The 24,549-nt window shown below is 57.5% G+C and carries 22 protein-coding genes; 5 read left to right on the forward strand and 17 right to left on the reverse strand.

Annotated features, from left to right (window positions below; translation table 11 throughout):
• Positions 1 to 260: 260 nt before the first annotated feature.
• Genes JOE25_RS13475 through JOE25_RS13500 form a run of 6 tightly spaced genes read right to left on the reverse strand, consistent with a single transcriptional unit; the run spans position 261 to position 7,537 of the window.
• On the reverse strand, positions 261 to 1,382 hold the full coding sequence (locus tag JOE25_RS13475) for an alkylhydroperoxidase domain protein (RefSeq protein ID WP_209635909.1): 1,122 nt from the start codon (positions 1,380 to 1,382) through the stop codon (positions 261 to 263).
• Entirely contained in the window at positions 1,379 to 2,425 is a 1,047-nt protein-coding gene (locus JOE25_RS13480) for a putative FMN-dependent luciferase-like monooxygenase (RefSeq protein WP_209635911.1), read from the reverse strand. The genes JOE25_RS13475 and JOE25_RS13480 overlap by 4 nt, the downstream gene beginning before the upstream one ends.
• The gene (locus JOE25_RS13485) at positions 2,415 to 4,073 is read right to left on the reverse strand and encodes an ABC transporter ATP-binding protein (protein WP_209635913.1); all 1,659 of its coding nucleotides are present in this window, start codon (positions 4,071 to 4,073) and stop codon (positions 2,415 to 2,417) included. Before JOE25_RS13485 ends, JOE25_RS13480 begins: the two co-directional genes overlap by 11 nt.
• Positions 4,070 to 4,960, reverse strand: a complete 891-nt coding sequence (locus tag JOE25_RS13490; RefSeq protein WP_209635915.1) for an ABC transporter permease — start codon at positions 4,958 to 4,960, stop codon at positions 4,070 to 4,072. The genes JOE25_RS13485 and JOE25_RS13490 overlap by 4 nt, the downstream gene beginning before the upstream one ends.
• Entirely contained in the window at positions 4,957 to 5,901 is a 945-nt protein-coding gene (locus JOE25_RS13495; RefSeq protein WP_209635917.1) for an ABC transporter permease, read from the reverse strand. The genes JOE25_RS13490 and JOE25_RS13495 overlap by 4 nt, the downstream gene beginning before the upstream one ends.
• A gap of 10 nt (positions 5,902 to 5,911) precedes the next feature.
• Positions 5,912 to 7,537, reverse strand: a complete 1,626-nt coding sequence (locus JOE25_RS13500) for a TIGR04028 family ABC transporter substrate-binding protein (RefSeq protein ID WP_209635919.1) — start codon at positions 7,535 to 7,537, stop codon at positions 5,912 to 5,914.
• Between the two features lie 175 nt (positions 7,538 to 7,712).
• On the opposite strand from JOE25_RS13500, the gene JOE25_RS13505 reads away from it, so the two are divergent.
• A complete protein-coding gene (locus JOE25_RS13505; protein ID WP_209635921.1) occupies positions 7,713 to 7,961 on the forward strand; it encodes a hypothetical protein in 249 nt (82 codons plus the stop codon).
• A 16-nt stretch (positions 7,962 to 7,977) separates the two neighbouring features.
• Here the strand turns inward: JOE25_RS13505 and JOE25_RS13510 are convergent, their stop codons facing one another.
• Positions 7,978 to 8,607, reverse strand: a complete 630-nt coding sequence (locus tag JOE25_RS13510) for an alanyl-tRNA editing protein (protein ID WP_209635923.1) — start codon at positions 8,605 to 8,607, stop codon at positions 7,978 to 7,980.
• An 84-nt stretch (positions 8,608 to 8,691) separates the two neighbouring features.
• Here JOE25_RS13510 and JOE25_RS13515 point away from each other — a divergent pair, with 84 nt between their 5' ends.
• Positions 8,692 to 9,627 carry a LysR family transcriptional regulator gene (locus tag JOE25_RS13515; RefSeq protein ID WP_209635925.1) on the forward strand — a complete coding sequence of 312 codons (936 nt, stop codon included), beginning with the start codon at positions 8,692 to 8,694 and terminating at the stop codon, positions 9,625 to 9,627.
• On the opposite strand, the gene alkB is transcribed toward JOE25_RS13515, so the two are convergent.
• Positions 9,610 to 10,257 (reverse strand): DNA oxidative demethylase AlkB, encoded by a 648-nt coding sequence (gene alkB, locus JOE25_RS13520; protein WP_209635927.1) that lies wholly within the window; start codon positions 10,255 to 10,257, stop codon positions 9,610 to 9,612. The genes JOE25_RS13515 and alkB overlap by 18 nt on opposite strands.
• A gap of 138 nt (positions 10,258 to 10,395) precedes the next feature.
• Between alkB and rarD the strand changes: the two genes are divergently transcribed.
• On the forward strand, positions 10,396 to 11,277 hold the full coding sequence (gene rarD, locus JOE25_RS13525) for an EamA family transporter RarD (protein WP_209635930.1): 882 nt from the start codon (positions 10,396 to 10,398) through the stop codon (positions 11,275 to 11,277).
• Between the two features lie 49 nt (positions 11,278 to 11,326).
• On the opposite strand, the gene JOE25_RS13530 is transcribed toward rarD, so the two are convergent.
• The 9 genes from JOE25_RS13530 to citC all read right to left on the reverse strand — a co-directional run bounded on the left by JOE25_RS13530 (position 11,327) and on the right by citC (position 20,326).
• Entirely contained in the window at positions 11,327 to 12,022 is a 696-nt protein-coding gene (locus tag JOE25_RS13530; protein ID WP_209635932.1) for a 4'-phosphopantetheinyl transferase superfamily protein, read from the reverse strand.
• Positions 12,023 to 12,126: 104 nt separating this feature from the next.
• Complete coding sequence (gene agp, locus JOE25_RS13535) at positions 12,127 to 13,356, reverse strand: bifunctional glucose-1-phosphatase/inositol phosphatase (protein ID WP_209635934.1); 1,230 nt, start codon at positions 13,354 to 13,356, stop codon at positions 12,127 to 12,129.
• Between the two features lie 150 nt (positions 13,357 to 13,506).
• Entirely contained in the window at positions 13,507 to 14,970 is a 1,464-nt protein-coding gene (locus JOE25_RS13540; RefSeq protein WP_209635936.1) for an anion permease, read from the reverse strand.
• A gap of 138 nt (positions 14,971 to 15,108) precedes the next feature.
• Positions 15,109 to 16,005: a triphosphoribosyl-dephospho-CoA synthase CitG gene (gene citG, locus JOE25_RS13545; protein WP_209636137.1), complete on the reverse strand. Its 897-nt coding sequence runs from the start codon at positions 16,003 to 16,005 to the stop codon at positions 15,109 to 15,111.
• Entirely contained in the window at positions 15,986 to 16,534 is a 549-nt protein-coding gene (gene citX / locus JOE25_RS13550; RefSeq protein WP_209635938.1) for a citrate lyase holo-[acyl-carrier protein] synthase, read from the reverse strand. The genes citG and citX overlap by 20 nt, the downstream gene beginning before the upstream one ends.
• Before the next feature lie 4 nt (positions 16,535 to 16,538).
• Entirely contained in the window at positions 16,539 to 18,044 is a 1,506-nt protein-coding gene (gene citF / locus JOE25_RS13555) for a citrate lyase subunit alpha (protein ID WP_209635940.1), read from the reverse strand.
• On the reverse strand, positions 18,044 to 18,964 hold the full coding sequence (citE, locus tag JOE25_RS13560; protein WP_209635942.1) for a citrate (pro-3S)-lyase subunit beta: 921 nt from the start codon (positions 18,962 to 18,964) through the stop codon (positions 18,044 to 18,046). Before citE ends, citF begins: the two co-directional genes overlap by 1 nt.
• The gene (citD, locus tag JOE25_RS13565) at positions 18,948 to 19,256 is read right to left on the reverse strand and encodes a citrate lyase acyl carrier protein (protein WP_209635944.1); all 309 of its coding nucleotides are present in this window, start codon (positions 19,254 to 19,256) and stop codon (positions 18,948 to 18,950) included. The genes citE and citD overlap by 17 nt, the downstream gene beginning before the upstream one ends.
• The gene (gene citC, locus JOE25_RS13570) at positions 19,253 to 20,326 is read right to left on the reverse strand and encodes a [citrate (pro-3S)-lyase] ligase (RefSeq protein WP_209635946.1); all 1,074 of its coding nucleotides are present in this window, start codon (positions 20,324 to 20,326) and stop codon (positions 19,253 to 19,255) included. The genes citD and citC overlap by 4 nt, the downstream gene beginning before the upstream one ends.
• Positions 20,327 to 20,639: 313 nt before the next feature.
• Between citC and dpiA the strand changes: the two genes are divergently transcribed.
• Positions 20,640 to 21,326 (forward strand): two-component response regulator DpiA, encoded by a 687-nt coding sequence (dpiA, locus tag JOE25_RS13575; protein WP_209635947.1) that lies wholly within the window; start codon positions 20,640 to 20,642, stop codon positions 21,324 to 21,326.
• Between the two features lie 113 nt (positions 21,327 to 21,439).
• Complete coding sequence (locus JOE25_RS13580; protein ID WP_209635948.1) at positions 21,440 to 24,523, forward strand: beta-galactosidase; 3,084 nt, start codon at positions 21,440 to 21,442, stop codon at positions 24,521 to 24,523.
• Positions 24,524 to 24,549: the final 26 nt, after the last annotated feature.

Below are 24,549 nucleotides of genomic sequence, written 5' to 3' on the forward strand. Positions count from 1 at the left end.
CGCGCCGTATCCCATCGAAAATGCGTCCAGCCAACATTAACTGTCTATTTTTGAATTAAATTCACTGATGGGCTGAGTATCTAAGCATTGAGGGGGATGGAGCAATTTTTTCAATTTGAATTATTCGTCATGATAATGACAAGAGATGTGTGCATTTGTTAATCAGGTTAATAATCTGTAGGGAACGGTAATTATTATTTTAATTATACCGGGGCGAATAACGTATCCCCGGTTATTTCAACGTGAGTTTTGCACTTGCTTTACCGATCGTCGAAGGGTTCTCCAAGGGTCAGCATCAGCCGATTCGCCCAGGCAAAGAAGGCCGTTGACTGCACCAGATCCAGCAAGGACACCTCATCCAACCCCAGCCCGCGCAGTTGCGCCAGATGAACGGCATTAGCCTGTGGCGGCGTGGCGGACAACGCCGCGGCAAAGTCTATTTGCACGCGCCACGACGCCCCTTGCCCTTCACTCAATACCTCTCCCGGAGCGATGTCCAGCAAACGCTGCACCTCATCCGTCTGCTTAGACAATTGCGCTGCCTTGCGAGCATGTACCGACGCGCAATAGATACAGCCATTGACCTTGCTCGCAACCGTCGCCGCGAGTTCACGATCTTTACGCTCCAGCCCGCCCGAGGTGTAGAAAATCGCGCGGTCCGCCAGCGTCCGCTGTTCCAACACCGGATGATTGCGGGCCAACAGACGGAAATATTCTGAATCGCTATGCCCAAAGCGCGTCAACAGCGCCTGGCCTGATGCGTCAAATTCTGCCAGTGGTTTAGCGGCGATCCAAGGCTCCCACCCCAGTTCCTGCCGAGTAAACGCCGGCGGCGTATGGCGACCACTCAGCGTGGCCGATTCGGTGCGCCAACGGCCTGCTCTGACTGGCGCACCCACACTGTCCTCTTCTACCGGCTTACCGCCAAGCAACCTATACCCCGTCAGCAGCCGGCTTTGGAAGCTGACAAACGCGATCAGTTGCGACAGGGTGACGATAGCGTCCAGCGTCCAACCCGCCTGCTGTAGCCCCCGCAGATGCTGCGCGTCGGCGCTGGCGGGTTTAAACGCCAGCCGCTCGGCATGATCCAGGGCGGCCTGCAAATACGGCCCCTCCTCTGCACTACCCCGTTGTTGCAGCAACGCCGCATAATGCGCGGAGAGTCGCTTGTCTGCATGCCATTCGCTGATACGCTGCGCGATGTGCAACCGCTGCGCTACGGAAAAGCCCCCCGCGTCTGCGGGGAAAAACAGCGCCAGGTAACTGGCCTGAATCGCGTCTGTTGCCGCCTGCCGCGTTGCTCTTGCCTGCGCCAGCGCAGAACCGGGCGTAATCTCAGCCAACACGGCCAGCAGATCGTCGTTGTTCCATGTTGCAGTCATACCTTTTCCTCAGCGTGATGTTCATAGGAGACCGTCGCGGGTGTGCGGCGTTGCCAACCCAGTTCAGGGGCGACATGGCGAGCGATCAGTTCAATCGAGCGCAAAATATGGGCGTGCGGCGGATCGATGGAATGTACCTGAAACGCCAGGTCCGTCACCCGCGCCAGCGCGCTGTCTTTCTGCAACGAAGCAATGACCTGATCCGGACTGCCAAGATGCACGTCAAAGGCACGGATCAGCCCATCAAGCGACTCATCGGACGGTCGATGGCCGCTGGCACGCAGGCGTTCAAGCCCACGGCCCAGCCCCTGCGCGGCCAGATCGCGCGCCAGCTGGCCATTGTCAGTGACCAATGCGGTGCGCGATCCCATGATGCGCGGCGCGATGCCCGCCGGTAAAGCTGCCAGATAGGCGTCAATAATCGGGTTCTGCAATTCGTCTAACGGCAAGTCGGGGGTATCCGCCGGGCGCGGTTGCGTGCGCGATAGCATCAGACCGTCACCGGCCCGTCCGGCGCGTTCGCCCCCCTCCACCGAAAACGTGGCCTGCCAGACCCGTTCCGCCAACTGCGGTGCAGCCGGATACAGGCGGTTGTCCCCACCCCCCAAGTCCTCTCCTCGCCAGGCGCGCAATAGCGTGTTGAAATTATCCGCAAATACCGCGTGGCGCTGCGTGGCATCGAAACCAAAGGCGCTGAACGAAGAAGGCGTACCGCCGGCCGCGATGCCAACTTCCAGCCTGCCGTCGGACAGGAGATCCAGCACCGCGGTGTCCTCTGCCACTCGAATGGCGGACTCCATCGGCAGCGTGATCACCCCCGTTCCCAGCCGAATATCGCGGGTACGCGCCGCCACCTGCGCCAGAAATACCAACGGGGAAGGCAAGCCCCCCTCATCCTCATGAAAATGGTGTTGCGCTACCCAAGCGCTATCAAATCCGGCCCGTTCGGCATGCACGATTTGTTCGGTCGCGAGCCGATAGCGCTGCTGCGCACTGCCTTGATCCAGTAACCGTGTAAAAAAACCGAGTCTTTTACTGCTCATAGACTGCATCCTCAACCTTAGGCGGTTCGGCATAAAACTGCCGACCGGGAATGGCCTCAATCAACTGCCGGGTGTAATCACTGCCCGGCATGGCGAACAGATCGCCGGTCGCACCGTTGTCCACCTGAACACCGCGGTGCAGGACCGAAACGCTGTGTGAAATCTGCCGCACCGTGGCCAGATCGTGTGAGATAAACAAATAGGTCAGCCCCAGTTCCTGCTGCAGATCCTGCAACAGCCGCAAGATTTGCGCCTGTACCCGGACATCCAATGCCGACGTCGCCTCATCCAGCACCAGCACGCGGGGTTGCAACACCAGCGCCCGGGCGATCGCCACCCGCTGTCGTTGACCACCGGAGAGTTCACGGGGTTTACGACTCAGCAATTCATTCGGTAGCGCAACCCGTTCAAACAAATCCCGCACCCGGCGATAACGCTCTGCTTTGCTCAGTGGTTCAAAGTTCAGCAGCGGTTCTTCAATCACCTGATACAGGGTTTGCGATGGATCGAGCGAGCCGAATGGATTCTGATACACCAGTTGAATACGGCGGCGGAACTGCCGCAACGCTTCGCCTTTCAACTGGGTGAAATCGACGCCATCGATCATAATTTGCCCGGAATCCGGCCTTTGAAAACCGAGTAAACAACGTGCCAGCGTGGTCTTGCCTGACCCGGATTCCCCCACTAAGGCATGCGTGGTGCCGCGCGGTACGCTGAAGGACACCTGATCCAACGCAGGGTGCGTTTTGCGACCGGTGCCATCCAGGCGGAAATGTTTCACTAGCCCATTGACCTGGATCGCCAGTTCTTGCGGGACATGGCCAGGTGGCGGCGCGGCGCGGGCCAACGACGGTACGTCGGTAAACAGCTGGCGGGTATAATCGCAAGCAGGTGCACGCAGCACCTCGGCGGTCGCCCCTTGCTCCTGTACCCGGCCATGACGAAACACCAGCAGCCGATCGGCACGCTCCGCCGCCACAGCCAGATCGTGAGTCACCAACAACACCGCCGTACCACATTCCTGACGTAACTCATCAATCAGATCGAGAATGCGTTTTTGCACCGTCACATCCAGTGCACTGGTTGGCTCATCGGCAATAATCAACGCCGGCTGCAAAGCAATGGCAATCGCAATGAGAACGCGTTGTTTCATGCCACCGGAAAGTTCGTGCGGGTACTGACGAGCGCGTAATTCAGGGTGCGTCAACCCTACTCGGGTCAACAATGCCACCACCCGCTGCTGGACGTGTTTGCGTGGCAACCGACAATGAATGTTGAGGATCTCCGCCACCTGTTCGCCAACGGTTTTCACCGGGTTGAGTGAGCTGGACGGATCCTGCGGGATCAAACTGATTTGCGCGCCGCGCACAGCGTCCAAACGCCGTGGCGACCAGTGGCTGATATCGGTACCGTTGAGACGGATGGCCCCCTGCTCCAGACGACCATTTTCTGTCAGCAGACCCATGATCGCCTGCGCGGTGGTCGTTTTACCCGACCCTGACTCGCCCACCAGCGCCACCACTTCTCCCGGTTGAATGGAGAACGATACCTGATGAACCACAGGCTGGCTGCCGTAGGCTATCGACACCTGATCCAATTCCAACACCGGCACAACCGACGATCGCTGTAATGCAGTCTGAAGGCTCATGCTTGGGGTCTCCCTAATGCGCGATTGATGCGGTTGGCTGCCAACACCACCGCTACCACCGCCAGCCCCGGGAAGGCCGTCAACCACCAGGCGGTCGAAATGTAGTTGCGCCCTTCGGCGATCAAAAGCCCCCATTCCGGCGTTGGCGGCGGGGTGCCGTAGCCCAGGAAGCTCAGCGTGGCGATCGCCAGAATGGCGCTGCCAAATTGCAGCGCCGAGAAAGCGATAACCGAGGTCAGTGAGTTCGGCAAGATATGCCGCCACAGCACGGCCCAAAAGCTGCCGCCACTGCCATAGGCCGCCTCAACGTAATCGCTGTGACGTACCCGCACCACTTCTGCGCGTGCCAGCCGAGCAAAGTTGGCGACAGACGTGATCCCGACGGCAATTGCCGCGTTAACCGTGCCAAACCCCAACAAAATAATAATGCTCAGCGACAGCAGCAGACCGGGGATCGACAGCAACACATCGATGAAGCGCATCACGGCCTCATCGGCGATCCCCCCTAGCGCACCGGCAATCAACCCAAGCGATGTACCCAGCAACAAGCCCAGAGCGACCGCCACCAGCGCGGCGGACAGCGTCTGCGAAGTGCCGTAGACAATGCGTGCGTACAGATCGCGCCCCAGTTGATCGGTACCCAGCCAGTGCGCGCCTCCCGGCGCCAACCGTTGAGCACCGGCAATGCCTTCAGTACCGCTGTACGCGGTAAATAACTGTGGAGCCAGCGCCCACAATACCGCAATGACGATCACGGCCCAGGCCAGCAGCAACGTCAACGACACACGGCGACGGCGTGGCCGGCTGGCCGGTAACGAACCTTCGCTTTCCATGCTGCCCAGATCACGCTCCGGCACGATAGCTTTCTCAAAAGAGATACTGCTCATACGGCGGCTCCTGTGTGGGTTTTCAGGCGGGGATCCAACAGCGGGAACAGCAGATCCACCAGCAGATTAAGGGTGACGAAAGCGGCGGCCGAAATCACCACAACGGCCTGTAGCACCGCGACATCCTGATTAAGTACCGCTTGCAAGGTGAGCTGACCCAACCCGCTGCGACCAAATACGGTTTCGGTGATCAATGCCCCCGCAATCAGCTCGCCAAGCAGAATGCCTGCAATCGTCAGCGTAGGCAGCATGGCGTTGCGGGCGACATGACGCCATAGCACCCTGCTGCGGCTGGCACCTTTGGCACGGGCTACGGCGACAAACGGCTGGGTCTGCACCTGATCAATACTGCGGATCAGGATCTGTGCCAACGGCGCGGAGATCGGCACTGCCAGCGTGACAATCGGCAGAATCAGCCCTTGCCACTCACCGGGATTAATTACCGGGATCAGTTTGAGTTGGAACGAAAAAACCTGAATCAGCGCGATACCCAACCAGAAGGTGGGTACCGACACAAAGAGCGACGGCAACGACTGCAGTATTGCTCTCAGCCAGCCAAAACCGGTCAAATTGGAAAGAAAGGCAATGGCCGATGCCAGAATCAGCGCCAATGTAAACCCCAGTATCGCCAGCTGCAGCGTAGCGGGCAGGTGAGTGGCCAACAGTTCGGTGACCGGCACACCGGCCTGGATGGAATAGCCCAGGTCGCCACGCAGCACGTTGCCCAGTGCATGTAAATACTGTTGCCACAGCGACACGTCGGCACCATAGGCGGCACGCATATCGGCGATCTGCGCAGGGCTTAAGCCCATGTCCGGGTTCTGGAATTTAATCAAAATGGCGTCGCCAGGCAGCACCTGCAGCAAGATAAACGACAGGCTAAAGGTCGCCCAGAGTACCAGCAGCGCCTGCCCAATACGCCGTGCCAAATATCGGCTCATCGTGGCCCCCTTAGTGTTTCTCTAACCAGGCGCCGTAAAAACTCGGGCGGCCGACAGCTTCGAAACTGATCCCTTTCAAATAAGGCACGCCGGCAAACACCTGCGGTTCTTCGAAGAACGGGATCACATAGGCCTGATCGAGCAGGTAGTTTTGCGCTTCGCCGGCAATTTGCAGGCGTTTTTGTGCGTCCACCTCAGAAGCGATACCCAGCAGCAACGCGTTTAGCTTGTCATCGTTGAACGTACTGTTTTTGCCCGTCCCTCCTTGCTGCAACAGCGCATCACGGTTGGTCGGGTAGAACTGACTTTTAATCACGTCGGGATCCGCCCGTCCCACTTCCACTACCGCCGCGGGCGTTTTTTGTGGATCCAGGTTATCGGCTACCTTGCTGCCAGCGTCGCCTGCCAGAATGTTCAGCCGCGCCCCCACGTTGCCCCACTGCTGCGAAACGAGCTGTAGCACCGCTTTGTTCTGCGGCTGCGGCAGCGATTCATAGATGTTCAGCAGCAGTTTTTTGCCGCCCTTCTCACGCAGACCGTCGCTGCCCTTTTTCCAGCCCGCCTCATCCAACAAACGGTTGGCCAGCTCCGGGTCGAATTTCAGCTTGGCGGACAGGTCGACGAAACCGGCGGCGGAAGAGGCAATCACCGATTTGGCCTGCGGGTAGTTAACCGAGAACAGCGTATCGACGATCTGTTTGCTGTCCGTGGCGTGCAGCAACGCCTGACGCACGCGCAGATCGCTCACTAATGGGTTGTCCGGGCGGAAGGCGACGCTGTCATTGACGCCACGCGTTGGGGCCGCGTAGATAATGAAGCCCTGATCTTGCGTCTGCTTCTCGTCGTAGGCCTGGATCTGGCGGATAAAGTCCGCCTGCCCGGCCTGCAGCGCACCAATACGCACGCTGTCTTCACCGGTTACGATCACTTTAATGCCATCCAGATTAGCGCGCCCTTGCTGGGCCAGTTTGGTTGGGCCCCACCGGTAATCCTTGCGCACGCTCAGATCAACTTCGCGTCCCAGCGTCTCGCCGCTGACCACAAACGGGCCGGAACCGATAATATGGCGCGCATCGCCCAGCTCGTCATAGTTACGGTTTAAGGTGCTGAGAGAAACCAGGCCGGAACCAATGGTGGCGGTACCCTGCAAAAAACCCGGCGATGAGCGTTTGAAGTAAAATTTGACGGTTAGCGAGTCGATCACTTCGCTGCGATCGTAGTTATTGATCACCTCGGAAACCGGCAAACGCCTCTCTTTGTTGCCCAAGCCATAGGTATCGAAATTCTTCGCCACTGCGTTGGCGTCCAACGGCGTACCGTCAGAGAACGTCACACCCGGTCGCAGCTTGAACGTGTATTCAGTTTTGTCGGCGTTGCTGCTCCAGGACTCGGCGAGCCACGGCTCAATCTCCAGCGTTTTGGGATTCTGGTAGGTCAGTTTGTCGGTGATTTGGTTGAGGATGCCGCCGTTGGGGTAGAAGCCGCCGGAAGGCGGATAAAGGTTGGTGTGCGCCTGCTGTTCCAGGTAGACAAGCGTGCCGCCCTGCACCGACGCCAGTGCCGGTGTCATGGCCGTCAGCAAGCCCAGTGCCACTGTTATTCCGCTGGTTAATCTATTGAAAGAGAAATTAAACATCGTATGTCACGCCTTCTTTATTTCGGAATGTTATGGGTTAGATAACAAACCAAATCGGCGGTGAGTTGAACGAACTAATTTCGCTAACCAATGGTGGAAAATGCACAAGGCGACGACGGTTGGCAGAAAGGGTGTTTTGTTATAACGTATCAGAAACCAAACCGGGAGATGCAAAATGAAGATTCAGCTTTCGCTGCTGTTCCTTGGTCTGTTGGCCGGACGGGCAGACGCGTTTCAGTCCAAAGTGCCTGAACCGCAGCCAGAACAGGCGCGCACAGCGGAAAATAATATCGAGAATATATTTTATGGTTTTCACGCAATGGACGCGCAAGCAGTCAACATCGGCACCTGCGCAGCGCTGCCGCAGGCGGGATGCCAGTGCGCCTTCTGCACCATGCTACGGCAGGACGGGCCGGCAAAATAGCCGCCCGGAAAGGGTTTTAAGCCAATTCGTACTGCACAATCAGTTGCCCTTTTTTCACTTTTAGCGCAGTGATGTTGACGGTGCCGAGCGCGGCCAGCGAAGACACATGGGTACCACCGCAGCCATAGGTCGGCAACGCGCCAAACCCCACCTGACGCAGGCCATCAACCGCCACTTGCTTACGCGGTAAATCTGCCGCAATCAGCCGCGCCAGTTCCGCTTGCAGGAAATCCTGATCCAACGTTTGCGGCTCCGCGCCCGGTGCAAAGGTGATCCGCCCTTCGCCTGGCCAGTGGTGTGCCTTCACCGGTTGCCAACCACGCGTTTCACCCAACCAACCGATGAGGTGCCCGGCAGAGTGCCAACGGGTATGCAATCGGCGCAGTTCACCCTCAATCTGTACCTTCACCGGCCCTGTGGGCAAGGGTTCAGCGGTAAAATGCAGCACTTTGTCGCCCTGCTGTGCCACGCGTAATACCGGGACAGTACCAAGTTGACCGCCGTCGGCCGGTTGCCCACCGCCTTGCGGGTGGAATAGCGTGGCGTCCAGCTCTATCGCGTATCCACCCTCTTCAATCGGGGTGCAGGCCAGCACCTGCGCTTCGCCTTGTAAGTCGTCGCTGTAATAATAAAGCCGTTCGGTCATGGTTTTTCTCCTGAATAGAGAGCCTATTATATTCGTGCCATAATCAAAGGATAATCCGTCAACATTACAATGGACCTTTGCGCTGTGAGCACAAATCTCTCTCATTCGCTGCTGGCCGAAATGGCCGTATTTGTTCAGGTCGTAGAGAGCGGCAGTTTTTCCGCCGCCGCTCGCCGATTAGGCACTTCCCCTTCTGCCGCCAGCCGTAGCCTGGCCAAATTGGAACAGGCGTTGGCATTACAACTGCTGCACCGCACCACGCGCAAGCTACGCCTGAGTGAGCAAGGTGAAGAGGTGTTTCAACGCTGTCGCAGCATGCTGGACGCCGCCCAATCGGTGATGGAATTCAGCGGACGCGGGACGGTAGAGCCAGAGGGGCTGATCAGCGTCAGCGTGCCCAAGGCCGTGGGCCGCTTTGTGTTGCACCCGCATATACCGGCATTTTTACGCCGTTATCCCAAGGTGGACGTCCGCCTGCGGCTGGAAGACCGTTATATGGACTTAATTGACGATCGGGTCGATCTGGCTCTGCGCATTACCGAGCGGCCGTCACCCGGCTTGATCGGCCGGCAGTTGATGACTATCGAACACCTGCTGTGTGCCACGCCCGCCTATCTGGCGCAGCATGGCACGCCACAACACCCGCAGGACCTGGCGCACCACAGTTGCATTTACCTGGGGGAAACCGCCAACGATGCCCGCTGGAAGTTCCGACGAGCCGGTAAAACGGTAGCGGTCAATGTGCGCGGTCGTTATGCCGCTAACCATACTGGCGTAAGATTGGATGCGGTAAAACAGCATATTGGCATTGGCAGCCTGCCGTATTTTACGGCCCGACAGGCGTTGGACAGCGGTGAGGTGGTGCAAGTACTGCCGGAATGGGACTTCCTCAGCAGTTACCACGGTGGCCTGTGGCTGTTGTATGCGCCCAATCAACACCTGCCACCCAAGCTGCGGGTGTTTATCGACTATCTGGTCGCGTGTCTGGCTAAAGAGCCACAGTTAAAGCGCCTTGCGTAGAGTGATATTGATACGGTGTGGCCCCACCAATGAATGGTAGCCCTCTTTGATCGGCATTATGCCGTGAAAACACAGGCGTGACGGGCCGCCCCACACCACCACGTCGCCGTGCGCCAAGGGGATGCGCTGAGCCCGATCGCTGCGCTGCATGCCGCCGAACTGAAACACCGCCGGTAGCCCCAGTGAAACGGAGACGATCGGCGAGCCAAAATCATGCTCGTCTTTGTCCTGATGCAATGAGAGTTTGCTGCCTGGATCGTAGCGGTTCATTAAGCAAGAATCCGGTACAAAGGGGGCAAAGCCCGCCTGTTGCGCCGCTTCATCTGCCAGCGCCATCAGGATATCCGGGATCGGTGGCCAACGTTTACCGCTGCGCGAGTCACGTTCAGAATAGCGGTAGCCGCGGCTGTCGCTACTCCAGCCGTTACCGCACCAGCTCATTGCCACCGACATCACGTGGCCGCCCGGCGTGGTCATATGCCGCCAGGGTACTTGGGCGATCACCCCATTAACCGCAGCCAGCAACGCCGGGCCATGATCGCGCACAAAACCGTGCATCACTACCGCACCCGGGGCGATCTGTTCGCGCCACGGCGGCGGTACAGCGTCTTCAAAAAGATCGAGCGTCATTGTAAAACACCTGTATTAATACACAGTATCAATTCTACCCCGTCACCGGCAATTGTCCAGTGTGATACGCAGCATTGTTGTCGGCGCTAAACTTCTCTAGAGTACCGGCAATCAAATCAATAACTTTTCAGGATGCTTGTGATCAAAGGGATAGTGCTTTCCGTCATCGCCTCGATATTGTTCGGCGTGATGTATTACTACACGTCGACCCTCACACCGCTCAACGGCGAGCAAGTCTTTGGCTGGCGGACGCTGTTGACGGTCCCCTTTTTAACGCTGTTTATGGTGTTTTCCGCCGACTGGCGCAGGGTGAACGAGACGCTACGCTGGATAAAACAACGGCCGCGCCGCCTGCTGTTTCTGCCGCTGAGCTCGGCGTTGTTGGGGGTTCAACTCTGGCTGTTTTTATGGGCACCGCTGCATGGCAAAGCGCTGGAGGTCTCGCTCGGGTATTTCCTGCTGCCACTGACAATGGTACTTGCAGGCCGCTTGATATTCCGTGACCGGCTTTCGCTGCTGCAAAAACTGGCGGTAGCCTGCGCCATTATCGGCGTCGGTAATGAACTCTACCAGGTCGGCGGCGTCTCCTGGACCACACTGGTGGTGGCGCTGGGCTATCCGGTTTACTTTATTCTGCGCCGCCGTTTCGGCACCGATAATCTTGGTGGGTTGTGGTGTGAGCTGGCGTTGATGCTACCTGTCGCGGCCGGGTTCGCCTTCGGCGGAGACGGGCCGTTGGCGGCGCTGAGTATCAGCCCAACACTCTATTGGCAAATTCCGTTGCTGGGGGTCATCAGCGCCGCTGCGCTGATATGCTATATCCTCGCCAGCCGCCTGCTGCCGTTCAGCCTGTTCGGTCTGCTGAGCTATGTGGAACCGGTATTGCTGGTGGTAGTGGCACTGTTGCTGGGCGAGAGCATCGGCCGGGATGAATGGCTGACCTATATCCCCATCTGGCTGGCGGTGTTGTTATTGGTGTCGGAAGGTGCCCGCCATCTGTTGCGCAGAAGGCGGATCTAGCGCCTGACGTGACAGTGCAACGCACTTAATCAATTGATTAAATTGTAATTTATACAAATATAAAGGTTGTGACGTCGTCACCGTCTTGCCAATAACGCCCGCTGAAACGGCGGCCGATATGGCAAGACGGTGTGAGCGGTTTGAGCAGTTCTAACTCAAAGGCCTGGCGTTGTGTATCGAGTGCCACCAGCCGCGCATTGAGAAAATCAAAATAGCTGCGCACCTGCGGATACAAGGCTTTAAACAGGCTTTCTTTGGCAGAGAATACCAACGTCAACGCATGGTTAAAGGGCAATGGCAGAGTGCGTATCACGTCGTACTCTGCTTCACTCACGATAGCGCCCCAGAGTTCTTCAGCCCGCGCAGTGGGCATATGCGTTTCGACATCTACACCTACTCCCCCCAACCCAGGCTCCAGATGCACGGCGCAAAGCGCAGTATCCGCATTATGGCTGATAGCGCCAGCAATACCCGGTGGCCACTGCGGCGCACGGTCTTCACCGCGCAACAAGGTGAAATCAGCAAATCCCTGCGGCGCCAACAATGCCCGCGCCAAATAACGCCCGGCCAAATACTCAGCCCGCCTTTTTGGCACCGCTTTCGTTAAATGATCGGGGATCGTCATGCCTATATCAGCGAAACAGCTGTCCTGATAGTTTGCCAATAAAAATCGGCAGCGCGCGACCTGCCCCGGATAATCGTTCAGGTGCAACCATTCAATGCTGGGGATAAAAGATGAGAACACGTGTCATCCATGGTGAGTACGCCGACCGCTAATTTTAGACGCCGAACCCAAGGGCAACAATGATTATTCCTCTCCCCCGCAACCGAAGGAGAGGAACGGCAGGATTACAGAATGTCTTTCATGGTTTTTTCGAAGTCGCTCCAGGCGCAGTAGCCCTGTTTATCAACGGGGCAACCTTTTAACGCCATTGTCACGCGCTGCGGCGGGGTTTTCAGCGTCAGCGGGGTGGCATTACGCAACTGATCGGAAGATTGATACACGTACTCAATCTTCAGCAAATCGCGATCGTTTTTCTTATCGTGCCAGCGCTGGAACACCAGCTTGCCGCCAATCGGCGTTTTCTCGTATTGGTGCGGCAGTTGGTACGGCTGGAACTCCATCGCCGACAGCAAGGACGCAATGTTGGAATCGTGGCCCACCAGCACCGTCACCTTCGGCGAGTCCGGCTTGCGTTCGCCAATCAATGCGCCATTGATGTAGGTCAGCAGCGGCTTGGCGACGTTCTGTGCCACCACCGGCGAGGTGAACAGCGAATCCTGATAGCCGTCCTTCAACTGCGCCAGCTGCTTCCACTGCTGTGGCGTGGTGATTTTGCCCCAAGCCACCTCCTTCATCGGGAAGCCTTCGTAATATTGCAGCATAAAGGCATCCACCAGCGAGTTACCCACCCGCAGCGGTCCGGCCACGCCCGGCTCTTTACCCGGTACCGCACTCATTTTGCTGGCTTCTTTGGTCAGATCGCAGTGCTTGTCGGTTTTACAAGCGCTGGAGTCTTTGTAATCAATGATTTTTTCCAATTGCTTATAGGCTGCGTCCAGTTTCAACGAGGCCAGTTCGGCATTCATGGCACCCAGCGCCTTTTGATTAAACGCCTCGCTATTGTCAGTGATGATCGGGTTGAAGGTCGGATCCATCTCCCCCATCTTGTCCTGATGATGCACGCCGACATCGCAACCCGGGAAAGCACCGTTGGTAAAGAACTGCGCGGTCGCGACCGTGCGTTGCAAGCTGTTGGCATAGACGTAAACGCTGCCGGCGGTCGGGCAGCCTTCCTGCGGCAGTAACCCGGCCTGCTTCAGCCACGCATTAAAATAGTGCCCCATATACACTTCCAACACCCCGCCCTTGGTGGTCAGCAGGCCACCCGGCGTCTCCCAGGCCGGCCAGGCTTTAGGCGTGGATTGCGCCAACACGCTGCCGTTGTTGGCCAGCGGGGCTCGCAGGTTATGGCGACTCATCACCAATACCTGTTCCAGCTGGTAGTCGTTGGTTTCCGCCAGGGCAGTCCCGGTCATTAATAAAGGCAAGCACAGCAATAAGGTTTTTATTTTCATCCGCAGAGGCTCCAGGATTATGATTATTTTTAATGTGTTAGCTATTGCTTCGCTATGATGGAGAGGTTAACGCTGAAAGTGTGTGATGGGCATCACAGGCACAGGTCTGCTCAGCGGCCATACGCCGATGGCCGCTGAGAATTTAGGACATCACAGCCACAAACGCATGATTGGCCAACCGATCAACAGCAGAGCCGCGATATACACCACGCCGAGAATACCGCCCATACGCCAGTAATCTTTCGACTTCACGTAGCCACAGCCATAGATGATCACCCCTGGGCCGGTCGCGTAGGGTGTCAGTACGCCCATGATACCGATCGACAACACCAGCAACATCGAGAGCTGCTCCATCGGTACCCCCGGCAAACCTTTGCCGACCGCCAGGATCACCGGCAGCATAGTGGCGGTGTGCGCGGATAAGCTGGCAAACAGGTAGTGAGCAAAATAGAACACCAGCACCAGCGCCACTACCGTCATGTTGGGCGAAAAGCCGTTCAGGTGGGTGCTCATGGTCTGGGCAAACCAGTCGATAAAACCGGAGCGCGTTAAGCCGTTGGCCATCACCACCAGCGTCGCCAGATTAACCAGTGTGTTCCAGGCGCTGGAGTATTTGGTGATCTCCTTCCAGGACACCACGTGCAGCGCCAACATCAGTGAGACCGCCAACAGGCAAACCGTTGTTGCGTCAAGCACCTTACCGCCAAACACCCACAGGCACAGGCTGAGCAGCACCAAACCAATCAGCGTGTATTCTTTGCGCGTCAACTTGCCCATTTCACCCAATGCGGTATCCGCCCAGGTCGCCACTTCGCTACTGTGGGTTACGCCCGGTTTGTACAGGTAATAGGAGATCAACGGCGCGATGATCAACAGCAACAGTCCCACCGGCAGGAACGCCAGGAACCACTGCATCCAGCTGATATGCACCCCGGCAATCTTACTGACGAACTCAATCCCCAACACGTTGGGTGCGGCACCGGTAACGAACATTGAGGAACTGATGCTGGTACCCACTACCATCATCCACATCAGGTAACCGCCGATGCGCCGCGACGAGGGATCGTTAGGGAAGGAGTCAAACAGCGGCGGCAGGTTTTTCACCACCGGGAAAACCGTACCGCCGGTACGCGCAGTGTTGGATGGGGTGAAAGGTGCCAACAGGATATCGATGATCACCACCGCATAGCCAAGCGTCAGCGTTCGTTTGCCCATAAACTTAACCAAAAACAGGGCAATGCGTCGTCCCAGCCCCGTAGCTTCATACCCGAGTGCAAAAATAAACGCACCGAATACCAGCCAGACGGTGGTACTGGAGAACCCTGCCAGCCCCCATTTCAGCGCCTCTTTACCGGCTTTAAAACCGGGCTCTGCCAATTCCTGCGCACCAAACAGCACCCAGTTGGCGCTCAGCACGCTCAGGGTCACGGCGATAAAGCTGATCGCCGTCGCCGGAATAGGCTCCAGGATCATACCGACAATCATCGCCACGAAGATGGCAAAATAACGCCATGCCTGCGGCGGCATACCGTCGGGCGTGGGTATCCATAGCAGGATCGCCAACACCAGTAGAGGCGTTAGCGCTTTCCAGATTTTTTCCTTGGTTTCGGACATAAGTTTCTCCTGAAGAGCATCATTGTTTTTATAACCAAAATAATTGGAGTTGCATCAAGGCGGCAAAGCCGTAAATCCCCGGGAGCTTAGTCGACTAAGTGACTGGGGTGCGCGGGTGCAGCCAACACAGATGCAGCTTCAAGAATGACGGGTATAGTTCGGTAACTGAGCCAGCAGCCAGGTGACGATCAACAGGTCGGCGCTGCCACCGGGGCTGAGGTTGCGTACGATGCAGTCCGTATCGAACTGCCGCAGACGCGCCATACCTTGTTCACCCTGCGCGCCCCCCTGTTGCAACAGTTCAGCGGCACGCTGTTGCAACCAGCGCAAGCCTTCGATACCGCCGCGCGAGGCCACGTTGGTGTCATCGTTGTTGGCCATTAGCCACAGCAAGCTGTCCATCAGCGCCGTCTGCTCATCGCACCCGGCACTCAGGCGCTGCAGATACAACGGCAGCGCGCCGTTAATCACCCGTTCGAAGCCGGATTCAGCCTCGCCGCGCGCACCGCTCAGGCCGTGCAGGGCAAATAACCTTTGCCCCGCGGTCTGCAATGCGTTGTGCTGTTGCAGTTCACTACTCACCAAACCGCGGCAGATTGCCGCCACTTCGGCGCACAAAGTGGCGGCGTCGATGATTTTTTGCTGCTGGGACAGGCGACCGAAAGCGGTACACAACAGGCCGAGCGAAAATACGCTGCCTTTATGGGTGTTAACGCCGCCGGTGGCCTGGAACATGTGGTTTTCGCAGGCCAGGCCGAGTGGGCGCAGCCGTAGGAGCTGTTCGGCAACCGGACGACATGCATCATCACGGCCCTGACGGACAAAACGCGGCAGCCAGATGCCGATAGCGCGGGCGCTGCGGTAGAAATGGCCAATATTCATGTCCCGGTGGGCACCATTGTTATGGCGATCCACCAGCCCCGGCTTGGGTGTCAGGTTCACTTCCACCAACAGCGCACGGTAGGCGGTATGAGCGAAGCCGCTAACCGCGGGTTGAGGCGTGAAGCTGGCGTGATCAACGGGGTGAGAGCGCATCATTGAGCATCCTTTCCATTTCTTGCAGTAACTCGTCACTGCTGTGCCGCCGCTGACGGGCGCAGATTTTGGCCGGTTGGCTGCACAACAGGCAGCGGCGTTCCGCCAATCCCAGGCTGCGACGCGACAAAATGCGTCCCTGCGTGTCCAGCACGTCGATATCCCACAAGCGGCCTATCGGCTGCTGCACCTCCAGTTGAATGGCGCAGTCCTTTACCCGTTGGGCATCGGCGTGCAGCGCCATAAAACCTTCGCAGCCGGTAGACAGCGCCAGCGTTTCTGCATGCAGGCACTGCCAACCCTGCTGGCGCCACATTTGCTGTAGCGCCAGCCACCCCAGGTTGAAGATATTGCGCGTCAGCCCGCTGTCTTTTATCGCACCAGGCACCACCAACGTGAGCACCAGCAGTGTGGATTGATGTTGCGACAGCCAGGCCTGTTGCCGGGCCTGGCGGCATTCGCGACTGGTCAGCAGTTCCGGCAGGCTCACTGCGCGGTTGGCCGCCAGTTCGGGCGGGACACGAGACATAGGGTTACTCCGCCACCTGATGCACCACGTCGATCACCGAACCGTCGCGGTAGCGCACCACGGCCACCACCTTGTCGGTAAAGGTGATCGGCTGCGGCTCACCGGTCAGCAACAGCGCGCGCTGCCGCAGCCAGTCGATGCCAACCACCGGCAGCCCGGCCTCTTGCAGCCGCTGTGCCAGCTCCGGTCGCGCCGGGTTAACGGCAATACCGTGATCGGTAACCAAAATGTCGATGCTGGAACCCGGCGTCACACAGGTGGTCACCTGCTCTACCAGCGTTGGGATGCGGCCACGTACCAGCGGCGCCACGATGATTGCCAGCCGCGCAGCCGCGGCGGTGTCGCAGTGACCGCCGGAGGCGCCACGCAGCACGCCGTCGGAGCCCGTCAGCACGTTGACGTTAAAGCCAGTGTCGATTTCCAATGCGCTCAGCACCACCACGTCAAGCCGATCGACCGAGGCCCCCTTCGAGCTGAAATTGGCGTATTGGTTGGCGCTGATTTCGATATGACTCGGGTTACGCGCTAACGACATCGCCGCCGCGCGGTCAAAGCTCTGCACGTCCAGCAATTTGGCGATCAGCCCTTTTTCATGCAAATCCACCATGGTCGACGTGATGCCACCGAGCGCAAAACCCGCCCGCACGCCGCGTGCGCGCATTTTGTCTTCCAGAAAACGCGTCACCGCCAATGAGGCACCGCCGGTACCCGTTTGCAGCGAGAACCCTTCCGTAAAGTAGCCGGAGCCGGCGATGACCTCAGCGGCACGGCGGGCAATCAACAATTCACGCGGATTGGAGGTCATCCGCGTCGCGTCAGCACCAATCTTGTCGGCATCGCCCACTCGCTCGAGTTGCACGATCAGATCAACCCGATCCTGCGCCAGGCTGGCCGGATGATGCGGGTAAGGCACGATTTTTTCAGTGAGTAGCACTACGGTGCCCGCAGCGTCGGCATCTACTTTGGCGTAGCCCAGCGAGCCGCAGCAGGCTTCGCCGCTGTAGCCATTGGCATTGCCGAATTCATCGCACGCCGGCACGCCGAGGAAAGCGACATCTATCGTTAACTCACCGGATTCGATCAGGTTTACCCGGCCGCCGTGGGAGTGGATTTGCACCGGCTCGGCCAGCAGGCCGCGCGAAATGGCATCCGCCAGCGGACCGCGCAGGCCGGAGGTGTAAATACGGTTCACCACGCCATTACGGATATGACCCACCAGCGGCGCATGGCATTCGCTCAGCGAGCTGGAGGCCAGCGTCAGGTTACGAAAGCCCATCGCCGCCAGCGTTTCCATGACCTGATTCAACGCCAGATCGCCGCCGCGAAACGCATGGTGGAAAGAAATGGTCATGCCGTCCTGCAAACCGCTGCGGCGCACCGCCTGTTCCAGCGTGTCGCAGCGTTTGATATCACGCGGCTTGCGCGCCTGTTGGTTGGCCTTGGAGACATCCTGATAGCAGCGAAGATCCGCCAGGTTATTCAGAGTCATCAGTCGTTGTTGACGTTTCATTATGCTTCCTCTCCGTGCTGAGCCGACGCTTCGCGAATGCCGGAAAGCGCTGCGCGCTGCAACACCAGCCGCGCACGTTCAATCACCGGACTGTCGACCATTTTGCCGTTGAGCGACACCACCCCGCGCCCTTCTTGTTCTGCTGCTGCGGCGGCATCCACCACCCGCTGGGCATGGGCCACTTCTTTGGCCGTAGGCGCATACAGGTTGTGCAGCAGTTCAATCTGCCGAGGGTTAATCAGAGATTTGCCGTCGAACCCAAGCTGTTTGATCAACGCCGCTTCCTGCAAGAAACCCGCCTCGTTATTGGCGTCGGAATACACGGTGTCGAAGGCCTGAATACCGGCAGCCCGTGCCGCCTGCAGCAGCGAGCAGCGCGCAAACAGCAGTTCAATGCCCTCTGGCGAACGTTCGGTACGCAAATTACGCACGTAGTCCTCCGCCCCCAGCGCGATGCCTATCAGGCGTGGCGAAGCATGGGCAATGGCCACCGCCTGAGTGATCCCTGCCGCCGATTCAATCGCCGCCAGCAGACCGGTACTGCCCACCGGGCGGCCGCAATCGGCCTCGATAGCCGCAATTTCACGGTCCATGTCCACCACGTCTTGTGCGCTGTCCGTTTTCGGCAGGCGCACGATGTCCGCCCCGCCGCGTACCACCGCCTGTAAATCCGCCAGCCCATAGGCAGAATCCAGTGCATTAACGCGCACTATGGTTTCCACTTCCTGATACAGCGGGTGTTGCAACGCGTGATACACCAGCCGCCGTGCCGCGTCCTTTTCGCGCAGAATTACCGAGTCCTCCAGATCAAACATCAGCGCGTCGGCCTGATAGATAAAGGCGTTGCTTACCATCGCCGCATTGGCACCGGGCACGAACAGCATGCTGCGGCGCACGCGGTGTTTATTCAGCGTTTTCATTGCGCACCCCCCACGGCAATTGACCATTGTCACTGGCGCGCATCAGCGCGGTTTCCAGACGGGCCCGCAGCACGCAGTCCAGTGCGCCTTTGTCGTCAACCATTACCTGCACCGGCTCCACCTGGTAGTGCTGCAACACCTCCAGCAGCGTTTGTCGAATGGCTTCACCGAACTGTTTTTCCACGCTGCTGGCGATCAGCAGATCGTGTTCCGGCCCCTCTGCGGGCGCGATGCGTACCATGACATCACTGGATTCCAGCGTGCCGGCCATTGCTTCTCGGATAATTTTCATCTTTCACCTGATTGTGCGGATTCAAAGGGTTTTGCCGCCGGTTTGGCCCGGCGCTGCGTTTGCAAATCTTGCAGGTAGTAAAGGGTGTCTGGCGGAACCAGCGGCGCGGCAGCGTGAAAGTCGCCCGCGGCCAGCAGTTTGCGGACCCAAGAGGCGGAGATCGCCACGCCCTGATATTGCAAACGCTCAATTTCTACCAGCGTGATAGGCGGGCTGGGCAAGGCTGGGGTTTCAAGCCAGTAGCGCATATCGCGGTTGTATTTTGCGGTGACGGCGCAGAAGGGTTCGTTGCCGACAAAACGGTGGGTGATACCCAGCGCGGGTGCCAGATACTGACGAAAGATCTTCAGATCGATTTCGGTGTAGCAGTCGTCGGCAATGCCCTGATCTTTAATGAAGTAACAGGGGAATGTGGCACGTGAAATGACGTACTGGGAGCCTTCATGCACGGTCAGATTGGGAATGTCCGCCGTGCCCGCCAACACCAACCGCCGTCTGTCTTCGTAGCTGAAACGTGAGGTGTCTTCCTTCACTAAAAACAGGTGCAGCCAGTCGCACTTTTCTGCCGCCTTGCGCACCAAATATTGATGCCCGCGCGTAAAGGGGTTGGCGTTCATTACGATGCTGCCAAGGGTATTGCCCGGCCGACGCTGCTCTGCCAACTGTGCTGCATAGCGTTTTAAACGGCACGGGCTATTTTCCATCAACACCACGATGCCCGGCACCTGGGCAATCGGGTAGAAACCACACTGGCGGAACAGCGGCTCATTTTGTATTTTGGTGTAGATAAACAGTTGGGTGTGATGGCGTTCATACGCCAGATTCACCAGCTCGGTTGCCAGCGTCAGCCCCAGCCCTTCACCGCGCATTTGCGGGCTGATGGCGACGCATTTGATAATATTGTCTGCAATGCCGCCGCAGGCGACCAACTTATCGTTTTGCGTAACGGTAATAAATATTTCAACCGTGGTGTCAATATTCAGATCGTTACTGCGCAGGAAAGCATTAATCTGCGCGATACTTTTGTGATCTGACCTTTTGACTCGATTAAATACGGTGTCGCCCAACATAACACGCTCTCTGGGTTAACTATTAAATAACAAAATAAATACAAAAAATAATGTGAATTAACATTTCTAAAGGAAATTAAAACCTTAAAAACCATGAAGATAAAATCGTAAGCAGCATTTGATAAAACAATGGTAAACAGAAAAAAATAGCGAATTATTGACCTATTTCACAAACACCTTTCGGTTAATAAGTTATTTAATGTTCTTTATTTACTTAATTATTTTTATGGTGTTTATTACTGAGAAAATCTTTATTTGATGGTGCAATTCACTTACATTTACTTAGCATATTTATTTCAATCGTAGGTTGACTATGGAATGGTTGAACATACTGATCGTTGAAGATGAAACGCCGTTGGCGGAGATGCATGCAGAATTTATCCGGCAGAACGGCGGTTGCCGGCAAATCTGGCTGGCCGGCACCCTGGCGCAGGCCCGCATGATGACCGACCGCTTCAAACCGGATCTGATCCTGCTGGATAACTTCCTGCCTGACGGCCAGGGTATTGAGTTACTGCGCGAACTGACGCTGAACGGGTATACCGGCGGTATCGTATTCATCACCGCCGCCAGCGATATGGACACCGTCGCCGAAGCATTACGCCATGGGGTGTTTGACTACCTGATCAAACCGCTGGCCTATGATCGTCTGACCCACACGCTGGTACGCTTTAGCCAGCGGCACCAGGCGCTGAAGGATAAGGCACGCCTTAATCAACGTCGTATCGATCAGATGTTCAATACCTATGCCCGTGGTGAGCCTCAGACGGCATTGCCGGCGGGCATCGATGAGTTAACGCTGGTTAAAATCCGCGCCTTGTTTGAGACGCCTTCGGAGAGCCACACGGCTGAAAGCGTTGCGCAAAAAATGGGGTTAAGCCGCACAACTGCACGCCGCTATCTGGAGTTTTGCACCGCCAGACAGCAGCTACGCGCAGAAATCATTTACGGCAAGGTGGGCCGCCCACAGCGGATTTACCGTTTGCCGCCCCCTGAATAAGCGGTTATTTGATCGGCCCTGCAAGCTTGAATGTAACCGCTTTACTTTTTTGGTACTCCTCAGCATCTTATTTGGCATGATGTCCCTCTAAACCGCCGACAGGACGATCGCCGATGAGTGCACTGCCCCCGCCTTCCCTGAAAGACCTTATTGCCCGCCGTGACTGGCAAAATCCGGCCTGCACCCATTATCAACGGCTGGCTGCGCACCCGCCTTTTGCGAGCTGGCGCGATCTGAACGCGGCGCGTGACGATAGCCCCAGCAACAGCCAGAAAACGCTGAACGGCGCCTGGCACTTTAGCTATTTCACCCGCCCACAGGCGGTGCCCGAAGCCTGGCTGCGGCAGGATCTGAGCAACGCTGACCGGATTAACGTCCCATCCAACTGGCAGCTTGCCGGTTATGACGCGCCAATCTATACCAACGTGCGTTATCCCATTCCGGTTAATCCGCCGCTAGTGCCGGAACAGAACCCGACTGGCTGCTATTCCAGGCTCTTTACGGTTGAACCCGCTTGGTTGGCTGAAGGACAAACGCGCATAGTTTTTGACGGCGTCAACTCGGCGTTTTATCTGTGGTGCAACGGCCATTGGGTCGGTTATTCACAAGACAGCCGCCTGCCCGCCGAGTTTGATCTCAGCCCCTGGCTGCAGGCGGGCGAAAACCGGCTAGCGGTGATGGTGTTGCGCTGGTGCGACGGTAGCTATTTGGAAGATCAGGACATGTGGCGTATGAGCGGGATTTTCCGCGACGTTACCCTGCTGCATAAGCCGGCCACGCATCTGAGCGATATTCGCATTACCACCCCGCTTTACGACAGTTTTCGCCGTGGCGAACTGGTGGCAGAAGTACAGGTCAATCGACCCACGCAGCAGCGGGTGCAGTTGCAGCTGTGGCGAAATGGCCAGCTCGTGGGGGAGAAAACCCAGGCGTTCGGCAGCGAGATTATCGACGAACGGGGTGCCTATGACGATCGCACCACTCTGCGCTTGCCGGTAGAACAACCGGCGTTATGGAGCGCGGAAAGCCCCACGCTGTACCGTGCAACGCTTGCTCTGCTGTCGGCGGAAGGGGAAATCATCGAGGTAGAAGCTTACGACGTCGGCTTCCGTCAGGTAGACATCAGCAATGGCCTGCTGAAACTTAACGGGCAGCCGTTATTGATCCGCGGAACCAATCGCCATGAACATCATCCGCAGCACGGTCAGGTCATGGATGAGGCATTGATGCGCCATGACATTCTGTTAATGAAACAGCACAATTTCAATGCGGTGCGTTGTTCACACTACCCGAACCACCCGCTTTGGTACCGCTTGTGCGACCGCTATGGGTTGTATGTGGTTGACGAAGCCAATATTGAAACCCACGGCATGCAGCCAATGAACCGGTTGTCTGACGATCCGCTGTGGCTACCGGCAATGAGCGAACGTGTAGCGCGTATGGTGCAGCGGGATCGTAACCACCCTTGCATCATTATCTGGTCGCTGGGCAACGAGTCTGGGCACGGCAGCAACCATGACGCGCTCTACCGCTGGGTGAAAAGCCAGGATCCCACCCGCCCGGTACAATACGAAGGTGGCGGAGCCAACAGTGCCGCAACAGATATTCTCTGCCCAATGTATGCCCGCGTGGATCAGGATCAACCTTTCCCTGCCGTACCCAAATGGTCGATCAAGAAGTGGATCGGCCTGCCGGATGAACACCGTCCTTTGATCCTGTGTGAATACGCCCATGCGATGGGCAACAGTTTCGGCGGCTTTGACCGTTACTGGCAGGCGTTCCGTCAGTATCCGCGTTTACAAGGGGGCTTCGTTTGGGATTGGGTCGATCAGGCGCTCACTCGCCGTGATGAAAACGGTGAGGAATACTGGGCTTACGGCGGCGACTTTGGCGATACGCCGAACGATCGACAATTCTGCCTTAATGGGCTGGTATTCCCCGATCGCACACCACACCCTGCGCTGTTTGAAGCGCAACGGGCGCAGCAATTTTTCCAATTTACCTTCGACGCCAATACGCTGACGCTGACCGTCAGCAGCGAGTATCTGTTCCGCCATACCGATAATGAACGCTTGAACTGGCGGCTGGAGCTGGATGGCACAGAGCGTGCCAGCGGCAGCCTTGATCTCTCCTTACCCCCGCAGGGCAGCGCCAGCATTCACCTGATCGACCGTTTGCCGATGCTTCATCAACCCGGTGAACTGTGGCTGAATGTGGAAGTGGTGCAACCGCAAGCTACCGACTGGTCCGAAGCGAACCACCGCTGCGCCTGGGATCAATGGTTGGTCCCCCGCACATTGCATATTCCACCGCTCGCACCGAACGGCGTAGCCCCACAGCTCAGCCAAAATGACCAGACGATCGACATCAGCCATGGCAGCCAACGCTGGCAGTTTACACGCGACAACGGCTGTTTAACCCAGTGGTGGCAACACGGCAGCCCACTATTGCTGACCCCGCTGCGCGATAATTTTATCCGCGCACCGCTGGATAATGACATCGGCATCAGCGAAGTCGAACGTATTGATCCCAACGCCTGGGTCGAACGCTGGAAGCTGGCGGGAATGTACCGTCTGGAGGAGCACTGCACGCTGCTACAGGCCGATCGCTTGAGTGACAGCGTGCGCGTGGTGAGCGAACATCGGTTTGGGGTTGATGGGCAAACGCTGTTATGCAGCCGCAAGCAGTGGCTGTTCGACAGCCAAGGCGCGCTCAGCGTCAGTGTCGACGTCGATATCGCCGCCAGCCTGCCACCACCGGCACGTATTGGCCTGAATTGCCAACTGGCAGACATCCACCCGCAGGCACAATGGTTGGGCCTTGGGCCGCATGAGAACTACCCGGATCGTCGCCTCGCCGCGCAGTTTGGCCGTTGGCAACTGCCGCTGGCAGACCTGCACACGCCATACATCTTCCCCGGTGAAAACGGCCTTCGCTGCGACACCCGTAACCTGCAGTATGGCAACTGGCAGATTGATGGGCTGTTCCACTTCTCTCTCAGCCGCTATGGCCTGCAGCAGTTGATGGCGTGCAGCCACCAGCACCTGCTAAAGCCGGAAGCCGGTACCTGGCTGAATCTGGACGGCGTGCATATGGGGGTTGGCGGCGACGATTCCTGGAGCCCGAGCGTCAATGCCGATTACCTGCTTGACCGCAGCCATTACCACTATCAACTGCGTCTAAAACGCGCAGAATAGGGCTAAATCTGCCAAAACCTCAACGG

Origin of the sequence: Serratia sp. PL17 (genome assembly GCF_017832355.1) — a bacterium.
Classification (GTDB): domain Bacteria; phylum Pseudomonadota; class Gammaproteobacteria; order Enterobacterales; family Enterobacteriaceae; genus Serratia.

Coding starts and splice junctions, on each gene's coding strand:
- JOE25_RS13500 (WP_209635919.1), bottom strand. CDS start 7,537: ATGTTTAATTTCTCTTTCAATAGATTAACCAGCGGAATAACAGTGGCA.
- citF (WP_209635940.1), bottom strand. CDS start 18,044: ATGAAACGTCAACAACGACTGATGACTCTGAATAACCTGGCGGATCTT.
- agp (WP_209635934.1), bottom strand. CDS start 13,356: ATGAAAATAAAAACCTTATTGCTGTGCTTGCCTTTATTAATGACCGGG.
- JOE25_RS13480 (WP_209635911.1), bottom strand. CDS start 2,425: ATGAGCAGTAAAAGACTCGGTTTTTTTACACGGTTACTGGATCAAGGC.
- citE (WP_209635942.1), bottom strand. CDS start 18,964: ATGAAAACGCTGAATAAACACCGCGTGCGCCGCAGCATGCTGTTCGTG.
- JOE25_RS13490 (WP_209635915.1), bottom strand. CDS start 4,960: ATGAGCAGTATCTCTTTTGAGAAAGCTATCGTGCCGGAGCGTGATCTG.
- citD (WP_209635944.1), bottom strand. CDS start 19,256: ATGAAAATTATCCGAGAAGCAATGGCCGGCACGCTGGAATCCAGTGAT.
- JOE25_RS13540 (WP_209635936.1), bottom strand. CDS start 14,970: ATGTCCGAAACCAAGGAAAAAATCTGGAAAGCGCTAACGCCTCTACTG.
- citG (WP_209636137.1), bottom strand. CDS start 16,005: ATGCGCTCTCACCCCGTTGATCACGCCAGCTTCACGCCTCAACCCGCG.
- JOE25_RS13485 (WP_209635913.1), bottom strand. CDS start 4,073: ATGAGCCTTCAGACTGCATTACAGCGATCGTCGGTTGTGCCGGTGTTG.
- citC (WP_209635946.1), bottom strand. CDS start 20,326: ATGTTGGGCGACACCGTATTTAATCGAGTCAAAAGGTCAGATCACAAA.
- JOE25_RS13475 (WP_209635909.1), bottom strand. CDS start 1,382: ATGACTGCAACATGGAACAACGACGATCTGCTGGCCGTGTTGGCTGAG.
- JOE25_RS13505 (WP_209635921.1), top strand. CDS start 7,713: ATGAAGATTCAGCTTTCGCTGCTGTTCCTTGGTCTGTTGGCCGGACGG.
- JOE25_RS13510 (WP_209635923.1), bottom strand. CDS start 8,607: ATGACCGAACGGCTTTATTATTACAGCGACGACTTACAAGGCGAAGCG.
- alkB (WP_209635927.1), bottom strand. CDS start 10,257: ATGACGCTCGATCTTTTTGAAGACGCTGTACCGCCGCCGTGGCGCGAA.
- JOE25_RS13580 (WP_209635948.1), top strand. CDS start 21,440: ATGAGTGCACTGCCCCCGCCTTCCCTGAAAGACCTTATTGCCCGCCGT.
- dpiA (WP_209635947.1), top strand. CDS start 20,640: ATGGAATGGTTGAACATACTGATCGTTGAAGATGAAACGCCGTTGGCG.
- citX (WP_209635938.1), bottom strand. CDS start 16,534: ATGTCTCGTGTCCCGCCCGAACTGGCGGCCAACCGCGCAGTGAGCCTG.
- JOE25_RS13495 (WP_209635917.1), bottom strand. CDS start 5,901: ATGAGCCGATATTTGGCACGGCGTATTGGGCAGGCGCTGCTGGTACTC.